The following is a 23,331-nucleotide window of genomic DNA, read 5'->3' on the forward strand; positions in this document are numbered from 1 at the left end:
AGCAGGCGCCTTCCGCTTTTCTAAAAAGAAACAGTACAAATATGTTTAGACCTTCCTTTTTTGGGGAAATTTTATATAGATAAATGAAATAGGAAGGTGGACTAAACATGAGTACTGTTTTACAAGCGAAGGAGCGGAAGGAGCTGCGCCGTTCGGAATTGAGGAAAATCCGCGATAACGGCAATATCCCTGCTGTGGTATATGGAGCAAAGATTGAGAGCAAGCCGGTGTTTGTCAGTGGGGCTGATTTTACAAAAACCATTCGCACTGTAGGCAGAAATGGAATCATTTCACTCGATGTTGATGGCAGCAAACAGGATGTTATATTAACGGCTTACCAAGAGAATGCCATTAAAAAAGAAGTTATTCATGTTGATTTTCTGGCCGTTGATAAGTCTTCTAAAGTAACAGTTGATGTAAGACTTGTTCTGGCTGGAGAAGCAGCCGGCGTGAAGGACGGTGGCGTTCTGCAGCAGCCATTGCATCAGCTTTCCATTACGACTACACCAGACAATATTCCGCCGCAGATTGAAGTAGATGTTTCTCATTTGCAGGTAGGCGAAACTATTCTGGCAGGGGATATTCCAGCTTTTGATTTTACGATTAATCATGAGGATAGTGAAGTAATTGCCTCCATTCTGCCTCCTAAGGTAGAAGAGGAAATTAATGCTGGCGAGCAGCAGGAGGGCGGCCACCCTGACAACGAAGAAGGCAGGGAAACAGAGCCTGAAGGGAAAGAATAGAAATAGACGTAACCTAGCTTTAGGTTACGTCTTTTGTTGCATAACTAATAGATACGGGAGTAGACAATGTTAAAAAATTTTTTTAACAGGCGGGCGAAACAGGAAGAGGAGGCGGGAGTCCCTATGAAATTAATTGTTGGCTTAGGCAACCCCGGGAAGCAGTATGACCAAACACGGCACAATGTCGGCTTTGAAGTCATTGACGAATTGTCTAACCGGCTGCAAATCCCCCTTAATCAGTCAAAATTTAAAGGATTGTACGGCATGGGCAATCACAAAGGGGAAAAGGTATTGCTGCTAAAGCCGCTGACTTATATGAATTTATCTGGTGAATCTATCAGTGCGGTGATGGATTATTATAAAATAGAGCTAGAAGATCTGGTCGTTATCTATGATGATCTGGATTTGCCGGTTGGGAAAATCCGCCTGCGGCAAAAGGGAAGTCCAGGCGGTCATAATGGAATAAAATCAACAGTGGCCCATCTTGGCACTCAAGCCTTTAACCGTATCCGGATTGGAATTGACCGGCCGCACCCTCCGGGAATCAGTGTTCCTGACTATGTGCTAGGAAGGTTCCGTCCGGAAGAGCAGCAGCCAATCAAAGAAGCGGTGGAAAAAAGTGCCGATGCCTGTGAGGCATGGCTGGAAAGGCCATTTTTGCAGGTTATGAACGATTATAATCAGTGAATTGTTCATGATAAAGAAGTATCTCTCATACAATAAAGACAAGAAACGGGAGAGTGGAGAATGAATAAGTTCCTCCTGCAAGGTTCATACTATTATTAGGGAATCTTGAGATCAGGAGGGATTGTATGGCCATCCATTACCATTGCCGACATTGTGGATCAAATCTTGGTTCAATTCAGCAAACATCGATCCATTCGGAAGCGCTTGGGCTTCATAGATTAACGGACCAAGAGAGACAGGATATGGTTACTTATGATAATTCGGGAGAAATTCATATAAAGGCAATTTGCGAGGACTGTCAGGAAGCATTAGAGAAGAATCCAGATTTTCACCAATATGATTATCTTATTCATTAACCAGCTTTGGAGGGAAATCCAAAGCGTTTTTCTATTTAAGAAATGAACTTGATAGAAGCAAACATATACGGGAGGAGGAGAAACCTTGGAGGGGTTAAAATCACTATTTCTTCAGCAGGAAGATATTTACTCGGTTATTTCCGGAGTGGAAGAGGGCTTAAGGGAACAGCTTATTGCGGGCCTTTCCGGCTCATCGAGAACAGTGCTGACAGCTGCAATCTACGAAAAAATGAAAAGACCCATAATGGTTGTCACCCATAATTTGCTGCAGGCACAAAAACTTTATGATGACATTGCAAATTTAGTGAATGAAAAGGAAGTTTTTCTTTTTCCTGCCAATGAGTTAATTGCTGCTGAAATGAGCATTGCCAGTCCAGAGCTAAAGGCACAGCGGATGGAAGCCTTAAATTATTGGAGCAAACAGACCAGGGGAATTATGATTGTCCCGATTGCCGGATTAAAGAAAATCCTCCCTCCAAAATCACTGTGGGAAAAATACCAGCTTTCCTTAAAAGTAGGAGAAGATATCAATCTTGAGTCCTTGTTAAACATTCTCGTGCAAATGGGATATGTACGGGGGGAAATGGTATCCACACCGGGAGAATTTAGTGTAAGAGGCGGCATCATTGATATTTATCCATTAACAGAGGAAAACCCGCTGCGTATTGAACTGTTTGATACGGAAATCGATTCAATTCGTTATTTTTCTCTAGAGGACCAAAGGTCAAAGGAAAAGGTGTCGGAGGTCTTTATCGGACCAGCAACAGAGGTATTATTAGAAGCAGAACACTATAGCCGCATGGTTGGAAAAATAGAAGATGGTTTAGGGATTAGTCTAAGGAAATTAAAAAATGATAAAGCAAAAATTGAGCTTAGCCAAAATATCAGCTTCGAGCTCGAGCAGTTGAAAAATGGCCAAAAGCCTGATCAGGTTTTTAAATACCTGTCATTGGCCTATGAAACCCCTAGTAGTTTACTAGACTATCTGCCTAAGAACGGGCTGGTTATAATTGATGAAATCAGCAGGATTCAAGAGATGAATGAATCCCTTTTGAAAGAGGAGGCTGAGTGGTATACAGCTTTGCTTGCTGAGGGGCAAATTATCCATGATGTACAAATATCCCACGATTTGCAGGCGTTTTTGCAAAGAAAGCAATTTCCAATTCTTTATATGTCGTTATTTTTACGGCATGTGGCCAATACAAGCCCGCAAAATATTATTAATATTTCCTGCCGGTCGATGCAGAATTTTCACGGGCAGATGCATTTGTTGAAATCAGAAATAGATAGATGGAAAAAAGGCAATTATACCATTTTATTTTTAGGGGCTAATGAAGAGAGGGTTGCTAAGCTAGAACGGGTGCTCGAAGACTATGAAATTGACGCAAGTATTACCTCCGAGAACCAGCAGCTTTTACCGGGAAAGATTCAGATTATAAGAGGAAATCTACAGACAGGGTTTGAACTTTCAATTCAGAAAATTGCCGTTATTACGGAGGAAGAGCTCTTTAATAAACGGGTGAAACGGTCCTCCAGCCGTCAAAAGCTATCCAATGCCGAGCGGATTAAAAGCTACTCGGAGTTGAAGATTGGTGATTATGTTGTTCATGTGAATCATGGAATAGGAAAGTATTTAGGCATTGAAACTCTTGTGATAAACGGGATTCATAAGGATTATCTACATATCCGCTATCAAGGGACAGATAAACTCTATGTACCTGTAGAACAAATCGACCTTGTCCAAAAGTATGTCGGTTCCGAAGGAAAAGAGCCGAAAATCTATAAACTTGGCGGCACTGATTGGAAGAAGGTAAAGAAAAAGGTTCAATCATCGGTAGAGGATATTGCCGACGATTTAATCAAATTATATGCCGAGCGGGAAGCGGCAGTCGGTTACGCCTTTACGCCGGACGGAGATATGCAGCGGGAGTTTGAAACATCGTTTGCTTACCGTGAAACAGATGACCAGCTTCGATCGATTCATGAAATCAAAAAGGATATGGAAAGGCCGCGGCCAATGGACCGGTTATTATGCGGCGATGTCGGTTATGGGAAAACAGAGGTCGCCATCCGCGCCGCTTTTAAAGCGATTGCCGACGGTAAACAGGTGGCATTCCTTGTTCCGACGACGATTTTAGCACAGCAGCATCACGAAACATTAAGAGAAAGATTTCAAGATTTTCCGATTAATATCGGCTTATTAAGCAGGTTCCGTACGAAAAAACAACAAACAGAAACAATCAAAGGGCTGAAGGCAGGGACTGTTGATATAGTTGTTGGCACCCACCGCCTGCTGTCAAAAGACATTGTTTATCATGATTTAGGGTTATTGATTATTGATGAGGAACAAAGATTTGGTGTTACACATAAAGAGAAAATCAAGAAGCTGAAAACAAATATTGATGTGTTAACCCTAACGGCAACCCCGATCCCGAGAACACTGCATATGTCGATGCTTGGTGTCAGGGACTTATCGGTCATTGAAACGCCGCCGGAAAATCGTTTCCCTGTGCAAACCTATGTGATGGAATACAACGGTTCTTTAGTCAGAGAAGCCATTGAGCGCGAGCTTGCCCGCGACGGACAAGTATACTTTTTATATAACCGTGTCGAGGATATCGACCGGAAGGCAGAGGAAATTTCCATGCTGGTGCCGGACGCAAGGGTCACCTTTGCCCATGGCCAGATGTCGGAAAACGAACTTGAATCGGTGATGCTGGGTTTCTTGGCGGGTGATTTCGATGTTCTTGTCAGTACGACGATCATTGAAACTGGTGTCGATATACCGAATGTTAATACATTGATTGTCCATGATGCCGACCGCATGGGACTCTCCCAGCTTTATCAGCTCCGCGGCAGGGTCGGAAGATCAAACAGGGTGGCCTATGCTTATTTCACCTATCGAAAGGATAAAGTTTTGACAGAGGTGGCTGAAAAACGCCTCGAGGCAATAAAGGAATTTACCGAGTTAGGTTCCGGTTTTAAAATTGCGATGCGGGACCTGTCCATCCGAGGTGCGGGAAATTTACTCGGCGCCCAGCAGCATGGATTTATTGATTCGGTAGGATTCGACCTTTATTCGCAAATGCTCAAAGAGGCGATTGAGGAACGGAAGGGCGACCTTAAGGCTGAAGCAAAACCAACAGTAGAAATTGACCTTGAAATTGATGCCTATATTCCAGATTCATATATCCGGGACGGCCATCAAAAAATAGAAATGTATAAACGCTTCAGAGGAGCTTTGGCACTGGAGGATATTGACGAGCTGCAGTCTGAAATGCTCGACCGCTTTGGCGAATATCCTGATGAGGTCGGCTACCTATTCCAAATTGCCGAGATGAAGGTATACGCCATCCAAAATGGAGTAGAGCTGATTAAACAGGTCAAGCAGGATGTCACGATTTTATTAACGGAAGAAATAACAAACACAATTGAAGGCAGCAAGCTTTTCCATATTGGCAACCGCTTCGGAAGAGCCGTTACCCCGGGTATGGAAGGACGTAAGCTGAAAATCATGATTAAAACAAAGGACCTTGAGACTGCACAATGGCTTAATATTGTGTTTGAAATGATCAAGGGAATTTCTTTGGCGAAAAAAGAACAGGAAAATCCTGTGAATTAACGAAAAGGGCCTGACCCCAACATTAACGCATTAAAGCGGGGGTCAGGCCCTTTTATGTGATGTTGGGAATCTTTCCTGAATATGTGAAAAAAATATGTCCGATGTGAATAGAACTTTCCAGTTGAAAGATACTAAGTTCAAAGTTGGTGATGATTTCAATTAAAGGAAATTAAGTCACTCACCAAGTTGAAAAATCATCAGATGAAAGTGAGGCAACATTGGATGAAAGCAACTGGAATAGTTCGTCGAATCGATGATTTGGGTCGTGTTGTAATTCCTAAAGAAATACGCAGAACGCTGCGTATCCGGGAAGGGGATCCGTTAGAGATCTTCGTGGACCGGGATGGAGAAGTTATTTTAAAGAAGTATTCACCAATCAGCGAATTAAGCGATTTTGCCAAAGAATATGCTGAAGCCCTATTTGACAGCCTCGGTAATCCTGTTTTAATTTGTGATAGAGATGCGTATATTGCTGTTGCAGGCGGTTCTAAGAAAGATTATTTAAATAAAAATATCAGTGATTTAGTCGAGAAAACAATGGAGGATCGCAACTCCATGCTCAGTACCCAGCAGGGCGATGTTGCCTTGGTTGAGGGTAACGAGGAACCAGTAACATCTTATACAATCGGGCCAATAATTGCAAATGGCGACCCGATTGGGGCAGTTATCATTTTTTCAAAGGAAGGCTCCCTTGGTGAGGTTGAACAAAAGGCTGTTGAAACGGCCGCAGGATTCCTCGCTAGGCAAATGGAGCAATAATATTAAAAAAGGCAGCCAGCGCTGCCTTTTTTAATGTTATAATGGTTCCGCTTATGCTAATTAGGCAGGTGAAACTGTGAAAAATGTTAATCCTTCAAAGGCTGTGTTTAAAGGGGCCTTTATTTTAGCTTTATCGGCACTGATCACCAAAATTTTAAGTGCCTTTTACCGTATTCCCTTTCAAAACATTGTCGGGGATATCGGGTTTTACATATATCAGCAGGTTTATCCCTTTTACGGGGTTGCTGTTGTTCTTTCTACTACCGGATTTCCGGTTGTCATATCAAAGCTGTATGCTGAGCTGCTGGAAAAAGGCGACCAGGAAAAACCACGCCTTCTTCTTTTTTTATCGTTTGTCTATTTGCAGATATTCGGTCTTCTTTGTTTTCTTGTTCTTTATTTTGGGGCCGGCCAGCTGTCTATTTGGATGAAGGATCCTCATCTGGCCGTCATCATCCGGGTGGTTTCGATCGTTTTTTTAACTTTTCCATTTGTCTCCGTTTTGCGGGGCTATTATCAGGGAAAAGGAGATATGGTACCGACCGCTTTATCTCAAGTGGCAGAACAAACAATCCGCGTTGTTACGATTCTTTTTCTATCATGGCTATTAATGGAAAAGGGGGTTTCTCTCTATCTTGTCGGCGGGGGAGCAATGTTTGGGTCGATTACAGGCAGTTTGGTTTCAGGCCTTATTTTGTTTATGTTCTTGTGGATTCGTAAAGAATGGAAACTAATGGAACCAAATAAAGGGAATTTAAAGACGAACGCTCTTCAGGTAAAGCGGATTTTTAAGGCGCTCACGTTTCAAGGACTTACTATTTGTGTTAGCGGCATGCTGATGATTTTTATTCAAATGGCGGATTCTTTAAACCTCTATTCTCTGCTCGTTTCAAATGGAACCCCCGGGGATATGGCAAAAAGCTTAAAAGGAATCTTTGACCGCGGCCAGCCGCTCATCCAGCTGGGAACGATTGCAGCTTCTTCGATGTCGTTAACGCTGGTGCCGTTGATCAGCCGCGAGAGGCTTGCTTCCAAACCGGAATTTTTACAACACAAAATTCAATTGGCGCTAAAGGTAAGTATCGTTATTGGCGTAGGGGCTTCGGCTGGATTATGGGCGATTATTCGCCCGGCCAACACTATGCTGTTTGAGAATGATTATGGTTCAGATGTTTTAGGGATGCTTAGTTTTGTTATTTTGTTTACATCATTGATTGCAACAATTGTCGCTATTCTCCAGGGATTAGGCAGTTTTGCCCTTCCAGCTTTGGCGGTAGCTGCAATATTTCCCGTTAAGTATGTACTAAATATGATATTCGTACCAATGTTAGGAACAATGGGGGCAGCACTTTCTACTTTGTTGTCGCTTGGCATTATTATCATTTTATTAATTATTCATTTTAAAAAAATAGCGGCCATCCCGCTTTTTAATCTTCGCTTAATAGGGACTGTTTTTTTTGCGGCGCTAGCTATGGTTCTATTTTTGAAAGGCTGGCTGTTTCTGGCGGAACATCTATTAGAACCACTCGGATTAAGCCGCTTTGGTGCAGCTATCCAGTCTTTAAGTGCGGTATTTTCCGGTGGAATTCTATTTACGTTGATTATTATTAGAGGACGCACTTTTCTTGAGGAAGAGCTTGCCCTTTTCCCGTTTGGCAGCAAACTCATTTATTTTATGGCTCGAAAGGATCGAAGATAATATGGCGAAAAAAATTGAAATTGTCGGCTTAGGTGCGGGCGACCTGGAGCAGCTGCAGGTCGGCGTATATCGAAAGCTTATTAAAGGACAGCGGCTTTTTTTGCGAACAAAGGAGCATCCGGTAGTCGCAGAGTTAGTAAAAGAAGGAATGGTTTATACTTCGTTTGATTCCGTTTATGAAAAGCATGAGCAGTTTGAGGATGTCTATCAGGAAATTGCCGAAACCTTGCTGGAGAAGGCGCAATCGGAATCAGTAACCTATGCTGTGCCGGGGCATCCCCTTGTGGCAGAGCGGACGGTCCAAATTCTTTTGGAAAATGGGGCAAAGGCCGGGGTTGAAATCATCATTGGCGGAGGTCAAAGCTTTATCGATGCCTTATTCACTTCTTTAAAAATTGACCCCATTGACGGGTTTCAGCTGTTAGACGGCACTTCGCTTCAGGCTGGCCAGATCCAAATAGACCAGCATATCATCATCAGCCAGGTTTATGATGCCTTTGTTGCTTCGAATGTGAAATTAACCTTAATGGAGCAGCTCCCGGATGATTATGAGATATATATTGTCTCGGCAGCAGGCAGTCAGGAAGAGTCAATTATGAAAGTACCTTTATATGAATTAGACCGGAATTTATCTATTGATAATTTAAGGTCCATCTATGTTCCTCCAGTACAGGAGGAAGAAATTTTATGGAGAACCTTCCCCAAGCTGCGCAACATTATTGCCGTCTTGAGGGGACCAAATGGCTGCCCATGGGATAAAGAACAAACCCATGAGTCATTAAAGAAATATTTAATTGAAGAAACGTATGAAGTGATTGAGGCGATTAATAGCGAGGATATTGACCATCTCATCGAAGAATTGGGAGATGTTCTGTTGCAGGTTATGCTGCACGCGCAAATTGGCGAGGATGATGGATATTTTTCCATTGAGGATGTGATTGAAGGCTTGTCCGCGAAGATGGTCCGCCGCCATCCTCATGTTTTTGGAAATGCTGAAGCGGCCAATGCCGATGAGGTGGTCAAGAATTGGCAGGAGATTAAGAAGCAGGAAAAAGGGGAGGAACATGCTGATGTCTCCTTGCTTGCTGGAGTTTCGCTGGCCCTGCCTAATTTGCTGCGTGCCTATGAGCTCCAAAAGAAAGCGGCAAAGGTGGGCTTTGATTGGAAGGAAATCGGCCCTGCTTTGGAGAAAGTTAAAGAGGAGCTGGATGAATTTATTGCCGAACTTGATGGAACGGAAGAAGGCCGTGCCCGTGCAAATAAAGAATTCGGCGATTTATTGTTTGCGTTTGTCAATGTTGCCCGATTTTTAAAAATTAATCCGGAAGAAGCTTTGTTTGCAACAAATGAAAAGTTTATCCGGCGTTTTCAGTACATTGAAGAGAAGGTAAAAATGAGCGGAAAAGCGATCGAAGCCCATTCCCTAAAGGAATTGGATCAATACTGGGATGAGGCAAAATTAAAAGGGCTATGATGCATGGGGACGGTTCTCATGCATCAATGCTGGAATTAACCCAAAATTTAAGGGGTTTTAGAAGGGGAGAGTTAACATGCGCTTAGATAAATTTTTAAAGGTATCAAGGTTAATTAAAAGAAGAACGCTGGCAAAAGAAGTGTCAGACCAAGGAAGAATTGAAATCAACGGCAAGGAAGCAAAGGCAAGTTCCACGGTAAAGGTCGGAGATGAATTAACACTCCGCCTCGGTCCTAGGAGAATTACCGTCAAAATTGAACGAATTCAGGAGACTACCCGTAAGGAAGAAGCAGCGGAAATGTATACAATTCTAAAAGAAGAACGCGTTGGCTATTCCGAGGAGCAAAACGACTAATGATGTTCTAATTCTTTTACCTCACACATAGAAATGTACAAAAAGGTTGTACAAATAGAAAAGCTCAAGCGCCTTGGCGCTGAAGCTGGACAAATGATTGTGAGGGATGAAGGATGAGCCAATATTATGATAATACTCCTGCTAAAAGCAGTATTCCTGACCATGATGTGATTATGAGAGGGAGAAAGCTTCTAGATATTACCGGTGTAAAGCAAGTGGAAAGCTTTGATAATGAGGAGTTTTTATTAGAAACTTCAATGGGCTTTTTAGCGATCAAGGGACAAAACCTGCAAATGAAAAACCTCGATGTTGAAAAAGGAATCGTTTCAATTAAAGGGAAAATATTCGATTTGGTCTATCTTGATGAACACCATGGGGAGAAAGCTAAAGGATTCTTTAGCAAGTTATTCAAATGACCCTTTCCACGCAATTTCTGACGATGCTTTCTATGATTGGAATGGGGTCATTATTTGGCGCCATGCTTGACACGTACCATCGGTTTTTAAAGAGGCCCCATCGAAAAGGCTGGATTGTATTTTTAAATGATCTGTTATTTTGGATGATTCAAGCCTTACTAATATTTTACGCGTTATTTTTAGCGAATAACGGAGAATTGCGGTTCTATATTTTTATTGCTCTTCTATGTGGATTCGCCGCTTATCAAAGCTTATTAAAAGCGATGTATCTGAGGCTCCTGGAGCTTTTGATTGAGACTGTCATCTCCGTCTCCCAATTTACAAAAAGAACTTTCCTCCTCTTAATTTATAAACCAATTGTCGGACTAATCCAGCTTGTCATCGCCATCCTCTTAACATTTGGCAGGGGGTTATTATCCCTTGTCAAATTTATTTGGAAGATCCTTCTTTATATCCTTAACGTGCTATTTGTCATTGTGAAGAAGATTTTGTTTGTTTTTTGGAAACTTTTGCCGAAAGGTATTAAAAAATCCGTCGAGAAGTTATATAATAGAACGGCAGGAAAATCCAAGGAAATCGTGAATTATATTAGTAAGTGGATGGACAAGTTGAGAAAAAGAAAAGAGTAAGGAAGGATATAAATGGGAGCAGAACGACAAAAAGCAGTATCAAAAATCCAAACAGCTTATGTCCAACAGCAGGAATATGCTGAAATTGCATCAGCCCGCAGGAAAAAGCTGCTTCTCAGAAGGCTGTCGCTGTTTTTTGTGTTTGCCTGTTTGCTTTCTTATTTTATGATATCCAGTTATCTTTCCCAAACAAGAATCTTGGAGGCGAAAGTGGCAGAGAAGCGGAAGCTTGATCATCAGCTGGCAGATTTAAAAAAGCAAGAGAAGATATTAAAAGAGAACATCGTCAAATTAAATGATGATGATTACATTGCGAAGCTTGCCCGCAAAGAGTATTTTTTCTCGGACAAGAACGAAATAATCTTTAATATTCCAGACGAAAAGAAGGAAAAATGAACCAATAAGTAGTGTTATTGACACTCAATTTTCCCTTTCTGTATAATATATAGTAAGTTGATTTTTAAATTTTTAAGGAGGAACATTTTTTTTATGTCAATCGAAGTAGGCAGCAAGTTACAGGGAAAGGTGACAGGCATTACTAATTTCGGAGCGTTTGTGGAGCTGCCGGATGGTTCAACAGGACTCGTTCACATCAGTGAGGTCGCAGACAACTATGTAAAAGATATTAATGACCATCTTAAAGTTGGCGACCAGGTTGAAGTGAAGGTTCTTAATGTTGAGAAAGATGGTAAGATTGGACTATCCATCAAGAAGGCTAAAGATAGACCGGAACCAGAGAAAAAACATTCGCATTCCCATTCACAACGTCCTCGTCAAGGAAGGGCAAACGATCGTAATAATCATAATAGGCCGGAATCCTTCGAGCAAAAAATGGCAAGATTCTTAAAAGACAGTGAAGATCGTTTATCTTCCCTAAAGCGGCACACCGAGTCCAAGCGTGGCGGAAGAGGAGCTAAACGGGGTTAACTTGCTGCAGACTTTTTTACAAATAGAGCAGGCTTTACAAAAAGACAGGTCATAATGGCCTGTCTTTTTTATGTACCAATATATATTAAAAACTTTGAAATAATGACAGCAAATTAAGATAGATAATATTATTTGAATGAAAATAGTGAAAACCGTCGAACGATTCTTTGAACTCGTTCACTATTTTGACAAACTTTTAAATCTAGCAAACTTATAATAGATTCTAACAATAATGAATCGGGAGTGTGGATATATGGAAAAGCCAAATGCGAGTTTAATAGAACCGATCGGGGAAGTCAATCTTCACACGCCAAAATGGAATTTGAACTATGGATTTAAAAAGCTTCAATTTATGCTAGAGTCCTTTTTCATTAAAAAAGGATTTCTATTATTAATCGTAGGATTTTTACTTGGACGAGCCCTGATATTGGCAAAGCTGACTCCGTTTAGTCTGCCCTTTTTTGCCGCTGTTTATTTTATTAAAAAGGATCGGGCACCGCTTGCCCTGATTGGACTGGTTACAGGGGCTGCTACCCTGTCATTAGGAAATGCCGCCTTTACCTTTATTGTCACTTTTCTGTTCTTATTCATTTACCGTATCAGTCAAAAATGGCTGAACAATGAGATGAGAGCGCTGCCCTTTTTTGTGGGAATTATTTTAGGGCTTTCGAAATTGGCTGAAGCCTTTATTCTCTCCCGAGCAATAACCCTTTATGATGTCATGATGGTTGGGGTCCAGGCCAGCCTTGCTTTTATTTTGACGATGATTTTCCTGCAGAGCATTCCACTGCTAACGGCTAATAAACGCAGGCAGCTATTAAAAACAGAAGAAATCGTCTGCTTGATCATCATGCTGGCTTCGATAATGACGGGAACGATTGGCTGGAAGGTCTATGATCTATCGCTTGAACATGTCTTGTCCCGTTATTTGGTTCTCGTCTTTTCTTTTATAGCAGGGGCAACTGTCGGATCAACGGTTGGAGTTGTCACTGGTCTAATTTTCAGCCTGGCAAGTGTGTCGAGTTTCTATCATATGAGTCTATTAGCCTTCTCAGGTGTTTTAGGGGGTCTTCTCAAGGAAGGGAAAAAGATTGGTGTATCAGTCGGCTTGTTTATCGCTACCCTGCTGATTGGCATGTACGGTGAAGGGGGCGGCTCACTGCTGTTGACAATCTATGAAACAGCGGCAGCTATTTGTTTATTCCTATTAACACCCCAAAGCTTAACCTCCAGACTGGCAAAGTATATACCCGGAACACCCGAGCATATGGCTGAGCAGCAAAAATATATGAGAAAAATGCGCGATGTAACGGCCCAAAGGGTTTCGCAATTTTCAAATGTCTTTCATGCCCTCTCCAAAAGCTTTTCACAAACGGATGCATTTCCTGTTGAAAATGAAGATGAGCGGGAAATGGATTACTTCATGAGTCATGTAACCGAAAAGACATGCCAAACGTGCTTTAAAAAAGAACAGTGCTGGGCAAAGAATTTTAGTACAACCTATGCCTGCATGGAGGAAATTATTCATGAAATGGATCAAAACGACGGCAATATTTCTTTAAGGATGTCAAGAGAATGGGAAAAGCTTTGTTCGCGGCCGAAAAAGGTGTATGAAACAATAGCCCAGGAACTGACTTTTTACCAGGCCAATATAAAATTGAAGAAAAAAGTACACGAAAGTCGAAAGCTGGTTGCGGACCAACTTTTAGGTGTTTCTGAAGTGATGAACAATTTCGCCAAGGAAATCCAGCGTGAGCGGGAAAATTACTACAAACAGGAGGAGCAAATCATGGAGGCCATGCAAGGATTTGGCATCCATATTGAACAGGTGGAAATTTACAGCTTGGAGCCGGGAAATGTTGATATTGAAATGTCTGTTCCGTTTTGTAATGGCCACGGGGAGTGTGAAAAGTTAATTGCTCCCATGCTATCCGATATTCTTGGGGAAACGATTGTGGTTAGATTGGAGGAATGTGCAACCTATCCAAATGGCTTCTGCCATGTTGTCTTTAGGTCTTCAAAGGCCTATACGGTCGACACGGGTGTAGCCCATGCTGCCAAGGATGGCGGTTTAGTGTCCGGTGACAGCCATTCCACGATTGAACTGGGACTTGGTAAAATGGCACTCGCCATCAGTGACGGAATGGGGAATGGCGAACGGGCTCATTATGAGAGTGATGAAACACTAAAGCTGTTGCAAAAAATTCTCCAATCAGGCATTGAAGAAAAAATCGCCATCAAATCGGTTAACTCCATCCTCTCACTGCGGACAACCGATGAAATATTCTCGACATTGGACTTGGCGATGATTGATTTAAAAAACGCATCTGCCAAATTTCTTAAAATAGGATCTACGCCAAGCTTTATTAAAAGGGGGAAAAAAGTCATTAAGATACAGGCAAGCAACTTGCCGATGGGAATTCTTCAAGATTTTGAGGTAGATGTAGTGGATGAACAGTTAAAGGCAGGGGACTTGTTAATTATGATGAGCGACGGTGTCTTTGAGGGGCCGAAGCATGTAGAAAATTATGATTTATGGATGAAACGGAAAATCCTTGAATTGGAAACAGATGACCCTCAAGAGATAGCTGATTTAATCCTAGAAGATGTGATTCGCTCCAAATCGGAAATAATTGACGATGATATGACCGTCATGGTGGCAAAGATCAGACATAATACACCGAAATGGGCAACTATTCCTGTTCAAAAGATGAAGCGCCAAGCGTAACTAATTATTTTACACTGGATTCTGCTAATTTATGTATAAATACTTTTTCCCTCGTCGACAATGATACCAATTCATTTGTGGAGGGAGAAGGTTATGTACACAGGGAAGATTCGCCAAATCCTATTAATTACAGATGGCTGCTCCAATCAGGGTGAGGACCCGATTGCGATGGCTGCACTAGCTCATGAACAGGGAATAACCGTTAATGTCATTGGTGTAATGGAGCATGATGTGATTGATGAAAAAGGAATGACAGAAATAGAAGGAATCGCTGCTTCAGGCGGCGGCGTGAGCCAGATAGTCTATGCAGAGGCGCTCTCACAAACGGTTCAAATGGTCACAAGAAAAGCAATGAACCAAACCATCCAAGGGATGGTAAATCGGGAATTGCAGCAAATCCTCGGCCGTTCCAAGACAATGGAGGACCTGCCTCCGGAAAAAAGAGGCGAAGTGATGGAGGTTGTCGACGAACTCGGCGAGACTGTCGAATTAGAGGTGTTGATTCTTGTCGATACAAGCGCGAGCATGAAGCAAAAGCTTCCGACTGTAAAAGAGGCGCTGCTTGACCTTTCACTTAGCTTAAACGCAAGGACAGGAGATAACCAATTTTCTGTTTATGTATTTCCCGGGAAAAAGAATGATGTCGAAAGATTGCTGGATTGGACGCCAAACCTACAAAATTTGACAAGCATCTTTTCCAAGTTGACCACGGGGGGAATAACCCCGACAGGGCCAGCCATCCGGACTGCTTTAACGTCCTTTAATCAAAAACGATCATTAAGGAGTCTCTTATCAGACGATGATGAATCATACATGGAAGAATCAATATAAAATCAGTCCGGGAACAAATGTTACAGGGAGATGGCATTCCAAACAATATAAAATCATAAAGGAACTAGGATTTGGAGCAAACGGGGTGGTCTACCTTGCAAAGAATAATAATACACAGGTCGCTCTAAAAATGAGCGATAACGGTATGTCCATCACGTCTGAGGTAAACGTTTTAAAATCCTTTGCAAAGGTCCAGGGCCAAGAAACCCTTGGGCCTTCTTTGTTTGATGTCGATGATTGGCAAGTTGGCAGAGGGAACTCCCGCCCTATTTCGTTTTATGTGATGGAATATATTCAGGGACCCGATTTGCTTTCCTTTTTAGAGCAGAAGGGAAAATCATGGATGCCGATTTTGTTCCTGCAATTATTAAGTGATCTTGATAGGCTGCATGGCAGCGGCTGGATTTTTGGGGACTTAAAACCGGAAAACCTGATTGTGACTGGCCCTCCTCCGAAAATCAGGTGCATTGATGTCGGCGGAACAACAATTGAGGGAAGAGCCATTAAAGAATTCACGGAGTTCTATGATCGCGGCTATTGGGGCTTGGGCTCCAGAAAGGCCGAAGCAACCTATGATTTGTTCTCGGCAGCGATGATGATGATTAATACTGCATATCCTAAGCGTTTTAAAAAAACAACAGGCGGAATAGAGCAATTAAGGGAGGCGATTCGTTTAAAACCGGAACTGCATCGCTATGAACGGGTTATCCTAAAGGCTTTAATGGGACATTATCCTAGTGCCAGCCAAATGAGATCAGACCTATTGGACACCATCAGCGACCAGCCAAAAAAGGATTCCAAACCGGTATCCAAAGGGGTCAGACCCGGCCAGCATTCAGCACAATCCCCAAAAGGGAATATTAACATTTCCCGCCGCGATTTCCGAAAGAAAAAGAAAAAAAGCGGCTGGCTGGAATTTTTCTTTATTGCCATAGTGCTAAGTGTATTGTATGGGCTATATATTTTTTTAAAACTGCTTTAAATGAAAACTCGCCGATTGGCGAGTCCGTAAGGACGATGACAGAGGCGTAGTTGAATTTATGCGTTAAGGAAGTATAAAATTTGGAAAAATTTTATTCTTTCTTATTAGCAAAAAAATGAAACTTTTTTATTCTTTCTCCGTAAATAACAAGAGTTCAGGTTTTTATGAAATATTTCTTTTTCAAACGGGCCTATAATTTTGATAGTTACTCTAAAAGAGTGGTATTCTAAACTTAAGTTTTTCTAAAAACATTGATTTTAGAGAGTGTGTATCTGTATGTTAGAAGCCAAGGTTGAGGACTTTCTTAACCGGCATTCATTTAAGCTTAAAGATAAAAGAATTGTTGTCGGGGTTTCAGGCGGGCCTGATTCGTTGGCGCTGCTCGACTTCCTGCTAAGGAAGAAGGAAAAACAGAACCTGACGATTATTGTTGCCCATGTTGACCATATGTTTCGCGGCCAGGAATCCTATGAGGATGCTATGTTCGTTAAGGAATTTTGTCAACAGTATGGAGTTCCTTTTGAAATGATCCGGGTTAATGTAACGGACATCATGAAGAAGGAAGGGAAAAGCTCACAGGTAGCTGGCAGGGAAGTACGATACTCCTTTTATTCGCAAGTTATGGAAAAGTATCAAGCCCCCTATTTGGCTCTTGGACATCATGGTGATGATCAAATCGAAACGATTCTCATGCGCTTTACAAGGGGCAGTACAGGATTGGCCAGGGCTGGCATTCCTTTCTCCCGCCCCTTCTATTTCGGCACAATATTTCGCCCGTTCTTATGTGTAACAAAGGGTGAAATTGAACAGTATTGCCAAAAGCATCAGCTTACACCAAGAATCGACCCAAGCAATAAAAAGGGTGTATACAGTAGAAATCGGTTTCGCAGTGAAGTTCTTCCTTTTTTAAAATTGGAAAATCCTCTTGTCCATGAACAGTTTCAGCGATTTAGCGAAGACCTGCAAGTGGATGAATCATTTCTTCAGGAATTAACGATTGAAAAAATGAATACAGTAGAAAAACAAAGGAAAGCCGATAAAATTTTGATTGACATTGGGAGATTTCTCGAATTGCCTTTGCCTTTACAAAGAAGGGGTATTCAACTAATATTAAACTATCTTTACAAAAAAAGGTGCGCAGATCTTTCAGCCATCCATATCGACCAAGTTTTTAATCTAATCCAGCGCGGCGGACCATCGGGGAAATTGGATTTTCCGGGCGGGTTAAAAGTAATCCGTTCTTATCAGGAATTATCCTTTGAATTTAAGCCCGTTAAAGTGGAACAATATCTTTTTGAGGTGAATGAGCCTGGAATGATTAATCTGCCTAATGGCACCACTGTTAAGGTAGAGTACACCGGTTTAGATATTGCTGATATTCCTGTCAATATGGCGGTGTTTGACACCGAGAGAGTAACCTTTCCGATTATCATTCGGACAAGAAAAAAAGGCGACCGAATGACCTTAAAAGGGATGACAGGTTCCAAAAAGTTAAAAGATATCTTTATTGACCAAAAAATCCCGCTTCATGACAGGGATACATGGCCGGTCATAACAGACAGGGAAGGGAGTATCCTATGGCTGCCAGGTCTTAAAAAGTCATCATTTGAAGGTATAGAAATGTCAGCTAAACAATATATACTACTTACATATATTAAGTAAACATCTTCTAGGGGGCACACTAATAATGAACCAGGATATTAAGGAAGTATTAGTATCAGAAGAGGAAATACAAGAAAAAGTAAAGGAGTTAGCGGCTCAATTAACCGAGGAATATAAAGATCGCTTCCCCCTTGCAATTGGAGTCTTAAAAGGTGCATTGCCTTTTATGGCTGATTTGTTAAAACGAATGGATTGCTATTTGGAAATGGATTTTATGGATGTTTCCAGTTACGGAAACGCGATGGTTTCCTCCGGAGAGGTAAAAATAATTAAGGATTTGGATACATCTGTAGAAGGAAGAGACATCCTAATTATCGAAGATATTATCGACAGCGGTTTAACACTCAGCTATTTAGTCGATTTATTCCATTACCGTAAGGCAAAATCCATAAAAATTGTCACGCTCCTGGATAAGCCGGCGGGTAGAAAAAGCAAGATACAAGCTGATGTTGTTGGTTTTATTGTTCCTGATGAATTTGTGGTAGGCTATGGTTTGGATTACATGGAAAAATACCGAAACCTTCCATATATTGGTGTTTTAAAGCCGGAAGTATATAGCAAATAATCATTAATCGGAACCAAAAAATAAGGCATTATTCTCGCTGTCCAAAACCTATTATGGCGAGGGCAATTCCTTGAATTAACAGGATTTTCTATGATACTATTTAATATAGTCTTTACCCGCGGGAGGAGGTAAGAGATGAATCGGATTTTCCGTAATACCATCTTTTATTTATTAATATTTTTAGTCATTATTGGCGTAGTCAGCTTTTTTAATGGCAGCAATGAACCAACCGATCATATTTCCTATGATAAGTTCGTAACACAACTGGAAAATGGTGAAGTTAAATCATTTTCGATGCAACCTGAGCGGGGAGTATATGAGGTTCGTGGAGTGTTGGAAGCTGGGGATAAAAAATTTATTACCTATATTCCAAACAGCGAAAAAATCCTTGATCGCATTGATAAAGCTGATTCCAAGGTAGAAGTAATGCCCGCTAAAGAAACAAGCGGCTGGGTAACTTTCTTTACTTCGATCATTCCGTTTGTGATTATCTTTATTTTATTCTTCTTTTTATTAAACCAAGCCCAAGGCGGCGGCAGCCGAGTTATGAACTTTGGGAAATCTAAAGCAAGACTTTATAACGACGATAAGAAAAAGGTCCGTTTTAGAGATGTTGCCGGTGCAGATGAAGAGAAGGCCGAGTTAGTGGAAGTCGTTGAATTCTTAAAAGACCCTCGTAAGTTTGCTGAGCTTGGTGCGCGGATTCCTAAAGGAGTTCTTTTAGTCGGACCTCCAGGAACAGGTAAAACCTTGCTTGCCCGGGCAGTAGCCGGTGAAGCAGGCGTTCCGTTCTTCTCAATCAGCGGTTCTGATTTCGTAGAAATGTTCGTCGGGGTCGGTGCATCCCGCGTGCGTGATTTGTTTGAAAATGCGAAGAAAAACGCACCATGTATTATTTTTATCGATGAAATTGATGCTGTAGGACGTCAGCGTGGCGCCGGTCTAGGTGGCGGGCATGATGAACGCGAACAGACATTGAACCAATTGCTTGTCGAAATGGATGGCTTTGGTGCCAATGAAGGAATCATTATCATTGCAGCTACCAACAGACCAGATATTTTAGACCCTGCATTACTTCGCCCAGGACGTTTTGATCGTCAGATTACGGTAGACCGTCCGGATGTCAATGGCCGTGAGGCAGTGCTTAAAGTCCATGCCCGCAATAAGCCGTTGGATGAAGCTGTTAATTTAAAAAATATTGCGATGCGTACACCTGGCTTTTCAGGTGCAGACCTGGAAAACTTATTGAATGAGGCAGCCCTTGTTGCCGCCCGTCAAAATAAAAAGAAAATCGAGATGGTTGATATCGATGAAGCAACTGACCGCGTGATTGCCGGACCAGCGAAAAAGAGCCGGGTCATTTCAGAAAAGGAAAGACGGATTGTTGCTTTCCACGAAGGCGGCCATACTGTTATCGGCTTAGTCCTGGATGAAGCGGATATGGTTCACAAGGTAACGATTGTGCCGCGCGGGCAGGCAGGCGGTTATGCCGTGATGCTTCCGAGAGAAGACCGCTATTTCATGACAAAGCCAGAACTTCTTGATAAGATTGTTGGTTTATTGGGAGGACGGGTCGCAGAAGAGATTGTGTTTGGTGAGGTAAGCACCGGCGCTCATAACGACTTCCAGCGTGCGACTGGCATTGCCCGTAGAATGGTTACGGAATTTGGAATGAGCGATAAGCTTGGGCCGCTCCAATTTGGCCAGGCGCAAGGTGGTCAGGTGTTCTTAGGACGTGACCTTCATAATGAACAAAATTATTCTGATGCCATTGCTTATGAAATTGACCTTGAGATTCAACGGATTATAAAGGAATCTTATGAAAGATGCCGACAAATCCTTACTGAAAATCGTGATAAACTTGACCTTATTGCAAAAACCCTGCTAGAAGTGGAAACACTAAATGCAGAGCAAATTAAGTATTTGATTGAAAATGGCCATATGCCGGAAGATCCTGCTGAATTAGAATCTGTTCGCTTGGATACTAAAAAAGCAGATGATGTGAAGGTAAATATTAACATGAAAAAGGATGAAGACGTTAAGGAAGATGCTCCTAACGATCCTGAAAATAAATAAAATGAAGAAGAGTGCTTCAGCAGAAGCACTCTTATTTTTTTTCACCGGCAATGTAAATATGGTATTATGTTTGCATATAAATGAAAATTTCCTAAAAAGTGAGTGATAGATGTGATTTTCGTTGTTGATGTGGGGAATACAAATATTGTCCTTGGTGTTTACAAAGGAGAAGAGCTCAAATACCATTGGCGGGTGGAAACAAGCCGGAACCGTACAGAAGATGAATTCGGTATGAATATTAAGTCTTTGTTTGATTATTCAGGCCTTGCTTTTTCTGATATAGATGGAATTATTATTTCATCTGTTGTTCCGCCAATCATGTTCGCCTTAGAGAGAATGTGTCATAAGTATTTTCATGTGAAACCGCTGGTTGTTGGTCCTGGCATTAAAACAGGCCTAAATATTAAATATGAAAACCCTCGTGAGGTTGGAGCAGACAGAATTGTAAACGCTGTTGCAGCGATCCATGAGTACGGCAGTCCATTAGTAATTGTTGATTTCGGAACAGCCACTACCTATTGCTATGTAAATGAGGAACGCCAGTACATGGGCGGTGCCATTGCACCGGGAATTGGCATTTCTACTGAAGCTTTGTATTCAAGAGCAGCAAAGCTGCCGCGTATTGAGATTGCCCGTCCGGAAGGAGTTATTGGGAAAAACACCGTTGCTGCTATGCAGGCTGGCATTGTTTATGGCTATGTTGGACAGGTTGAAGGCATTGTCAGACGGATGACAGAGCATAGTGAGAAAAAGCCGACTGTTATTGCAACTGGCGGGCTTGCCAGTTTAATTGCTCAAGAGTCAACCGTTATAGATGTAGTCGATCCATTTTTAACTTTAAAGGGGCTTCACCTTATCTATAAACGGAATATGGATAATATAAAGAATAGCAACTAGAAAGGGGTTTAACATGAACGATTATTTAGTTAAGGCGCTTGCCTATGATGGAAATATAAGGGCATATGCCGTCCGCACGACGGAAACAGTCAGTGAGGCGCAAAGACGTCATCAAACATGGAGAACGGCTTCAGCCGCGCTTGGCCGTGCAATGACCGCAGGGGTGATGATGGGGGCGATGCTTAAGGGCGATGAAAAGCTGACCATCAAAATCGATGGAGGCGGCCCGCTTGGTCCGATTCTCGTCGATAGTAACGCAAGCGGTGAGGTGCGCGGATATGTGACCAACCCAGAGGTTGATTTTGAATCGAACGAGCATGGTAAGCTTGATGTCCGCCGCGCGGTCGGAACGGACGGGACATTAGCGATTGTAAAGGATATTGGCCTCAGGGATTTCTTTTCCGGCCAGGTTCCGCTTGTTTCAGGAGAACTCGGAGAGGATTTTACATATTATTTTGCAACATCTGAGCAAGTCCCGTCCTCAGTAGGTGTGGGTGTCTTGGTGAATCCTGATGATTCCATTCTGGCAGCTGGCGGCTTTATCCTGCAAATCCTGCCTGGAACAGAAGATGCCGTTATTACCAAATTGGAGGAACGGTTAAAGACGATTCCGCCTATTTCGAAATTGGTGGAAAAGGGTTTAACTCCTGAAGAAATTTTAAATGAACTTTTTGGACAAGAGAATGTGAAAATCTTGGAGACCATGCCGGTCAAATTTCAATGCACTTGTTCAAAACAGCGCTTTGCTGATGCCATCGTCGGATTAGGTGCCCATGAGATTACCGCGATGATTGAAGAGGATGGACAGGCAGAGGCTCATTGCCATTTCTGTAACGAGAAATACCTCTTTACAAAAGAAGAGCTGAAGGAATTGAAAGAATCAGCTAAATAATCGTTTATGGGGAGAGAATTAGGCTTGGGGAAAAAGCAACTGTGGATGGTAATCGCCGGCCTTATCATGCTGAATTGTTTAACCATCGCCTTTTTTCTGGCAAAGGGAACCGGAGATGGCGGGACTGCAATAAATGATGAAGCTGTGGCAACCGTGGGGAAGCAGTCAGTTACAAGGCAGGAATGGCTAAATGAATTGGAAAAAAGATATGGGAAAGATATCTTAAAAGAGTTGATTGACCAAAAGGTTATTCGTGAGATGGCAAAGAAGTATGGCATTAAAATCTCAGACCAAGAGGTTGAACGTGAATTTCGGCTCCTGCAGGCCACGAACAGCGCATTCAGCCAAAAAAATCAGCTTGATGAGAAAAGGTGGAAGGAACAAATTCAGGACAGTCTTCTCCTGCAAGAGCTTTTGACAAAAGATGTAATTATTTCTGATAAAGAATTACAGAGCTATTACCAAAAGAACAAGGATTTATATGATGTTCCGGAAATTTATCATCTATCCCATATTGTAGTGAAAACCAAGGAAGAAGCGAATAAGGCGATAAAAGAATTGGCGCAAGGGTCGAGTTTTTCAGCTTTGGCCATGGAGCGTTCCATTGATGAATTCTCCGCGAATGAAGGCGGAGATATTGGATATATTAGTGATGGCGATGAGCGATACCCAGAAAGTTATATTGACACGGCAAAAAAATTAAAGAAAAAAGCTTATAGTAAACCATTTAAGATTGACGATGGGTACGCCATCATCAAAATGGAAGGCAAAATCAGCGGTAAAAAGTACTCCTTCGACGAGGTTAAAAAACAAGTCCGCCGCCAATTGGCCTTAGAGCAGATGAAGGCCCCAGCCTCTGCTTCTTCCTTCTGGAAAGAAGCCAAGGTAAACTGGTTTTACGGGAAAAATAACGAAACAAATTAAAGCACAGGAATCCATCTTGTGTTTTTCTTTTAGGCAAATCTGTTTCGAAAATTTTCACAAAATTCCCTAGTCAAAATGATTGACAAAACAAGTATAAAACTGGTAAA

At 42.0% G+C, this 23,331-nt stretch carries 21 protein-coding genes; all 21 read left to right on the forward strand.

Annotation, left to right across the window (positions count from 1 at the left end; genetic code table 11):
- Positions 1 to 107: 107 nt before the first annotated feature.
- On the forward strand, positions 108 to 743 hold the full coding sequence (locus ACZ5B7_RS00300) for a 50S ribosomal protein L25/general stress protein Ctc (RefSeq protein WP_464492223.1): 636 nt from the start codon (positions 108 to 110) through the stop codon (positions 741 to 743).
- A 123-nt stretch (positions 744 to 866) separates the two neighbouring features.
- Entirely contained in the window at positions 867 to 1,430 is a 564-nt protein-coding gene (gene pth, locus ACZ5B7_RS00305) for an aminoacyl-tRNA hydrolase (protein WP_464492224.1), read from the forward strand.
- A gap of 125 nt (positions 1,431 to 1,555) precedes the next feature.
- Positions 1,556 to 1,786 carry an anti-sigma-F factor Fin family protein gene (locus ACZ5B7_RS00310; RefSeq protein WP_213148323.1) on the forward strand — a complete coding sequence of 77 codons (231 nt, stop codon included), beginning with the start codon at positions 1,556 to 1,558 and terminating at the stop codon, positions 1,784 to 1,786.
- 85 nt (positions 1,787 to 1,871) lie between these two features.
- Positions 1,872 to 5,408 (forward strand): transcription-repair coupling factor, encoded by a 3,537-nt coding sequence (gene mfd / locus ACZ5B7_RS00315; RefSeq protein ID WP_464492225.1) that lies wholly within the window; start codon positions 1,872 to 1,874, stop codon positions 5,406 to 5,408.
- Positions 5,409 to 5,630: 222 nt separating this feature from the next.
- A complete protein-coding gene (spoVT, locus tag ACZ5B7_RS00320; protein WP_423800300.1) occupies positions 5,631 to 6,167 on the forward strand; it encodes a stage V sporulation protein T in 537 nt (178 codons plus the stop codon).
- Between the two features lie 76 nt (positions 6,168 to 6,243).
- Positions 6,244 to 7,866, forward strand: a complete 1,623-nt coding sequence (locus ACZ5B7_RS00325) for a putative polysaccharide biosynthesis protein (protein ID WP_464492226.1) — start codon at positions 6,244 to 6,246, stop codon at positions 7,864 to 7,866.
- Position 7,867: 1 nt separating this feature from the next.
- Positions 7,868 to 9,340 (forward strand): bifunctional methyltransferase/pyrophosphohydrolase YabN, encoded by a 1,473-nt coding sequence (gene yabN, locus ACZ5B7_RS00330; RefSeq protein ID WP_464492227.1) that lies wholly within the window; start codon positions 7,868 to 7,870, stop codon positions 9,338 to 9,340.
- 76 nt (positions 9,341 to 9,416) lie between these two features.
- The gene (locus tag ACZ5B7_RS00335; protein WP_213148320.1) at positions 9,417 to 9,695 is read left to right on the forward strand and encodes an RNA-binding S4 domain-containing protein; all 279 of its coding nucleotides are present in this window, start codon (positions 9,417 to 9,419) and stop codon (positions 9,693 to 9,695) included.
- Positions 9,696 to 9,808: 113 nt separating this feature from the next.
- Entirely contained in the window at positions 9,809 to 10,111 is a 303-nt protein-coding gene (gene yabP / locus ACZ5B7_RS00340) for a sporulation protein YabP (RefSeq protein WP_213148319.1), read from the forward strand.
- A complete protein-coding gene (yabQ, locus tag ACZ5B7_RS00345; RefSeq protein WP_464492228.1) occupies positions 10,108 to 10,740 on the forward strand; it encodes a spore cortex biosynthesis protein YabQ in 633 nt (210 codons plus the stop codon). The genes yabP and yabQ overlap by 4 nt, the downstream gene beginning before the upstream one ends.
- A gap of 12 nt (positions 10,741 to 10,752) precedes the next feature.
- A complete protein-coding gene (locus tag ACZ5B7_RS00350) occupies positions 10,753 to 11,136 on the forward strand; it encodes an FtsB family cell division protein (RefSeq protein WP_423800304.1) in 384 nt (127 codons plus the stop codon).
- Positions 11,137 to 11,229: 93 nt separating this feature from the next.
- Positions 11,230 to 11,667, forward strand: coding sequence for a S1 domain-containing RNA-binding protein (locus ACZ5B7_RS00355; RefSeq protein WP_464492230.1), 438 nt, complete (start codon positions 11,230 to 11,232; stop codon positions 11,665 to 11,667).
- A gap of 253 nt (positions 11,668 to 11,920) precedes the next feature.
- Entirely contained in the window at positions 11,921 to 14,395 is a 2,475-nt protein-coding gene (gene spoIIE, locus ACZ5B7_RS00360; RefSeq protein WP_464492231.1) for a stage II sporulation protein E, read from the forward strand.
- A 93-nt stretch (positions 14,396 to 14,488) separates the two neighbouring features.
- Positions 14,489 to 15,226 carry a VWA domain-containing protein gene (locus tag ACZ5B7_RS00365; RefSeq protein ID WP_464492232.1) on the forward strand — a complete coding sequence of 246 codons (738 nt, stop codon included), beginning with the start codon at positions 14,489 to 14,491 and terminating at the stop codon, positions 15,224 to 15,226.
- Positions 15,195 to 16,208: a protein kinase domain-containing protein gene (locus ACZ5B7_RS00370; RefSeq protein ID WP_423800307.1), complete on the forward strand. Its 1,014-nt coding sequence runs from the start codon at positions 15,195 to 15,197 to the stop codon at positions 16,206 to 16,208. The genes ACZ5B7_RS00365 and ACZ5B7_RS00370 overlap by 32 nt, the downstream gene beginning before the upstream one ends.
- Before the next feature lie 276 nt (positions 16,209 to 16,484).
- Positions 16,485 to 17,870, forward strand: a complete 1,386-nt coding sequence (tilS, locus tag ACZ5B7_RS00375; protein ID WP_464492233.1) for a tRNA lysidine(34) synthetase TilS — start codon at positions 16,485 to 16,487, stop codon at positions 17,868 to 17,870.
- Positions 17,871 to 17,895: 25 nt separating this feature from the next.
- Positions 17,896 to 18,435, forward strand: coding sequence for a hypoxanthine phosphoribosyltransferase (gene hpt, locus ACZ5B7_RS00380; protein WP_277398324.1), 540 nt, complete (start codon positions 17,896 to 17,898; stop codon positions 18,433 to 18,435).
- A 135-nt stretch (positions 18,436 to 18,570) separates the two neighbouring features.
- The gene (ftsH, locus tag ACZ5B7_RS00385; RefSeq protein ID WP_464492234.1) at positions 18,571 to 20,511 is read left to right on the forward strand and encodes an ATP-dependent zinc metalloprotease FtsH; all 1,941 of its coding nucleotides are present in this window, start codon (positions 18,571 to 18,573) and stop codon (positions 20,509 to 20,511) included.
- A gap of 111 nt (positions 20,512 to 20,622) precedes the next feature.
- On the forward strand, positions 20,623 to 21,408 hold the full coding sequence (locus ACZ5B7_RS00390) for a type III pantothenate kinase (RefSeq protein WP_464492236.1): 786 nt from the start codon (positions 20,623 to 20,625) through the stop codon (positions 21,406 to 21,408).
- 13 nt (positions 21,409 to 21,421) lie between these two features.
- On the forward strand, positions 21,422 to 22,300 hold the full coding sequence (gene hslO, locus ACZ5B7_RS00395) for an Hsp33 family molecular chaperone HslO (protein ID WP_464492237.1): 879 nt from the start codon (positions 21,422 to 21,424) through the stop codon (positions 22,298 to 22,300).
- 24 nt (positions 22,301 to 22,324) lie between these two features.
- Positions 22,325 to 23,224, forward strand: coding sequence for a peptidyl-prolyl cis-trans isomerase (locus tag ACZ5B7_RS00400; protein ID WP_464492238.1), 900 nt, complete (start codon positions 22,325 to 22,327; stop codon positions 23,222 to 23,224).
- Positions 23,225 to 23,331 lie beyond the last annotated feature (107 nt).

The sequence above is a fragment of the Neobacillus sp. S1115 genome, from assembly GCF_055385565.1.

Coding starts and splice junctions, on each gene's coding strand:
- hslO (WP_464492237.1), top strand. CDS start 21,422: ATGAACGATTATTTAGTTAAGGCGCTTGCCTATGATGGAAATATAAGG.
- ACZ5B7_RS00365 (WP_464492232.1), top strand. CDS start 14,489: ATGTACACAGGGAAGATTCGCCAAATCCTATTAATTACAGATGGCTGC.
- ACZ5B7_RS00350 (WP_423800304.1), top strand. CDS start 10,753: ATGGGAGCAGAACGACAAAAAGCAGTATCAAAAATCCAAACAGCTTAT.
- ACZ5B7_RS00370 (WP_423800307.1), top strand. CDS start 15,195: ATGATGAATCATACATGGAAGAATCAATATAAAATCAGTCCGGGAACA.
- spoIIE (WP_464492231.1), top strand. CDS start 11,921: ATGGAAAAGCCAAATGCGAGTTTAATAGAACCGATCGGGGAAGTCAAT.
- hpt (WP_277398324.1), top strand. CDS start 17,896: ATGAACCAGGATATTAAGGAAGTATTAGTATCAGAAGAGGAAATACAA.
- pth (WP_464492224.1), top strand. CDS start 867: ATGAAATTAATTGTTGGCTTAGGCAACCCCGGGAAGCAGTATGACCAA.
- ACZ5B7_RS00300 (WP_464492223.1), top strand. CDS start 108: ATGAGTACTGTTTTACAAGCGAAGGAGCGGAAGGAGCTGCGCCGTTCG.
- ACZ5B7_RS00310 (WP_213148323.1), top strand. CDS start 1,556: ATGGCCATCCATTACCATTGCCGACATTGTGGATCAAATCTTGGTTCA.
- yabQ (WP_464492228.1), top strand. CDS start 10,108: ATGACCCTTTCCACGCAATTTCTGACGATGCTTTCTATGATTGGAATG.
- ftsH (WP_464492234.1), top strand. CDS start 18,571: ATGAATCGGATTTTCCGTAATACCATCTTTTATTTATTAATATTTTTA.
- ACZ5B7_RS00355 (WP_464492230.1), top strand. CDS start 11,230: ATGTCAATCGAAGTAGGCAGCAAGTTACAGGGAAAGGTGACAGGCATT.
- spoVT (WP_423800300.1), top strand. CDS start 5,631: ATGAAAGCAACTGGAATAGTTCGTCGAATCGATGATTTGGGTCGTGTT.
- yabN (WP_464492227.1), top strand. CDS start 7,868: ATGGCGAAAAAAATTGAAATTGTCGGCTTAGGTGCGGGCGACCTGGAG.
- yabP (WP_213148319.1), top strand. CDS start 9,809: ATGAGCCAATATTATGATAATACTCCTGCTAAAAGCAGTATTCCTGAC.
- tilS (WP_464492233.1), top strand. CDS start 16,485: ATGTTAGAAGCCAAGGTTGAGGACTTTCTTAACCGGCATTCATTTAAG.
- ACZ5B7_RS00335 (WP_213148320.1), top strand. CDS start 9,417: ATGCGCTTAGATAAATTTTTAAAGGTATCAAGGTTAATTAAAAGAAGA.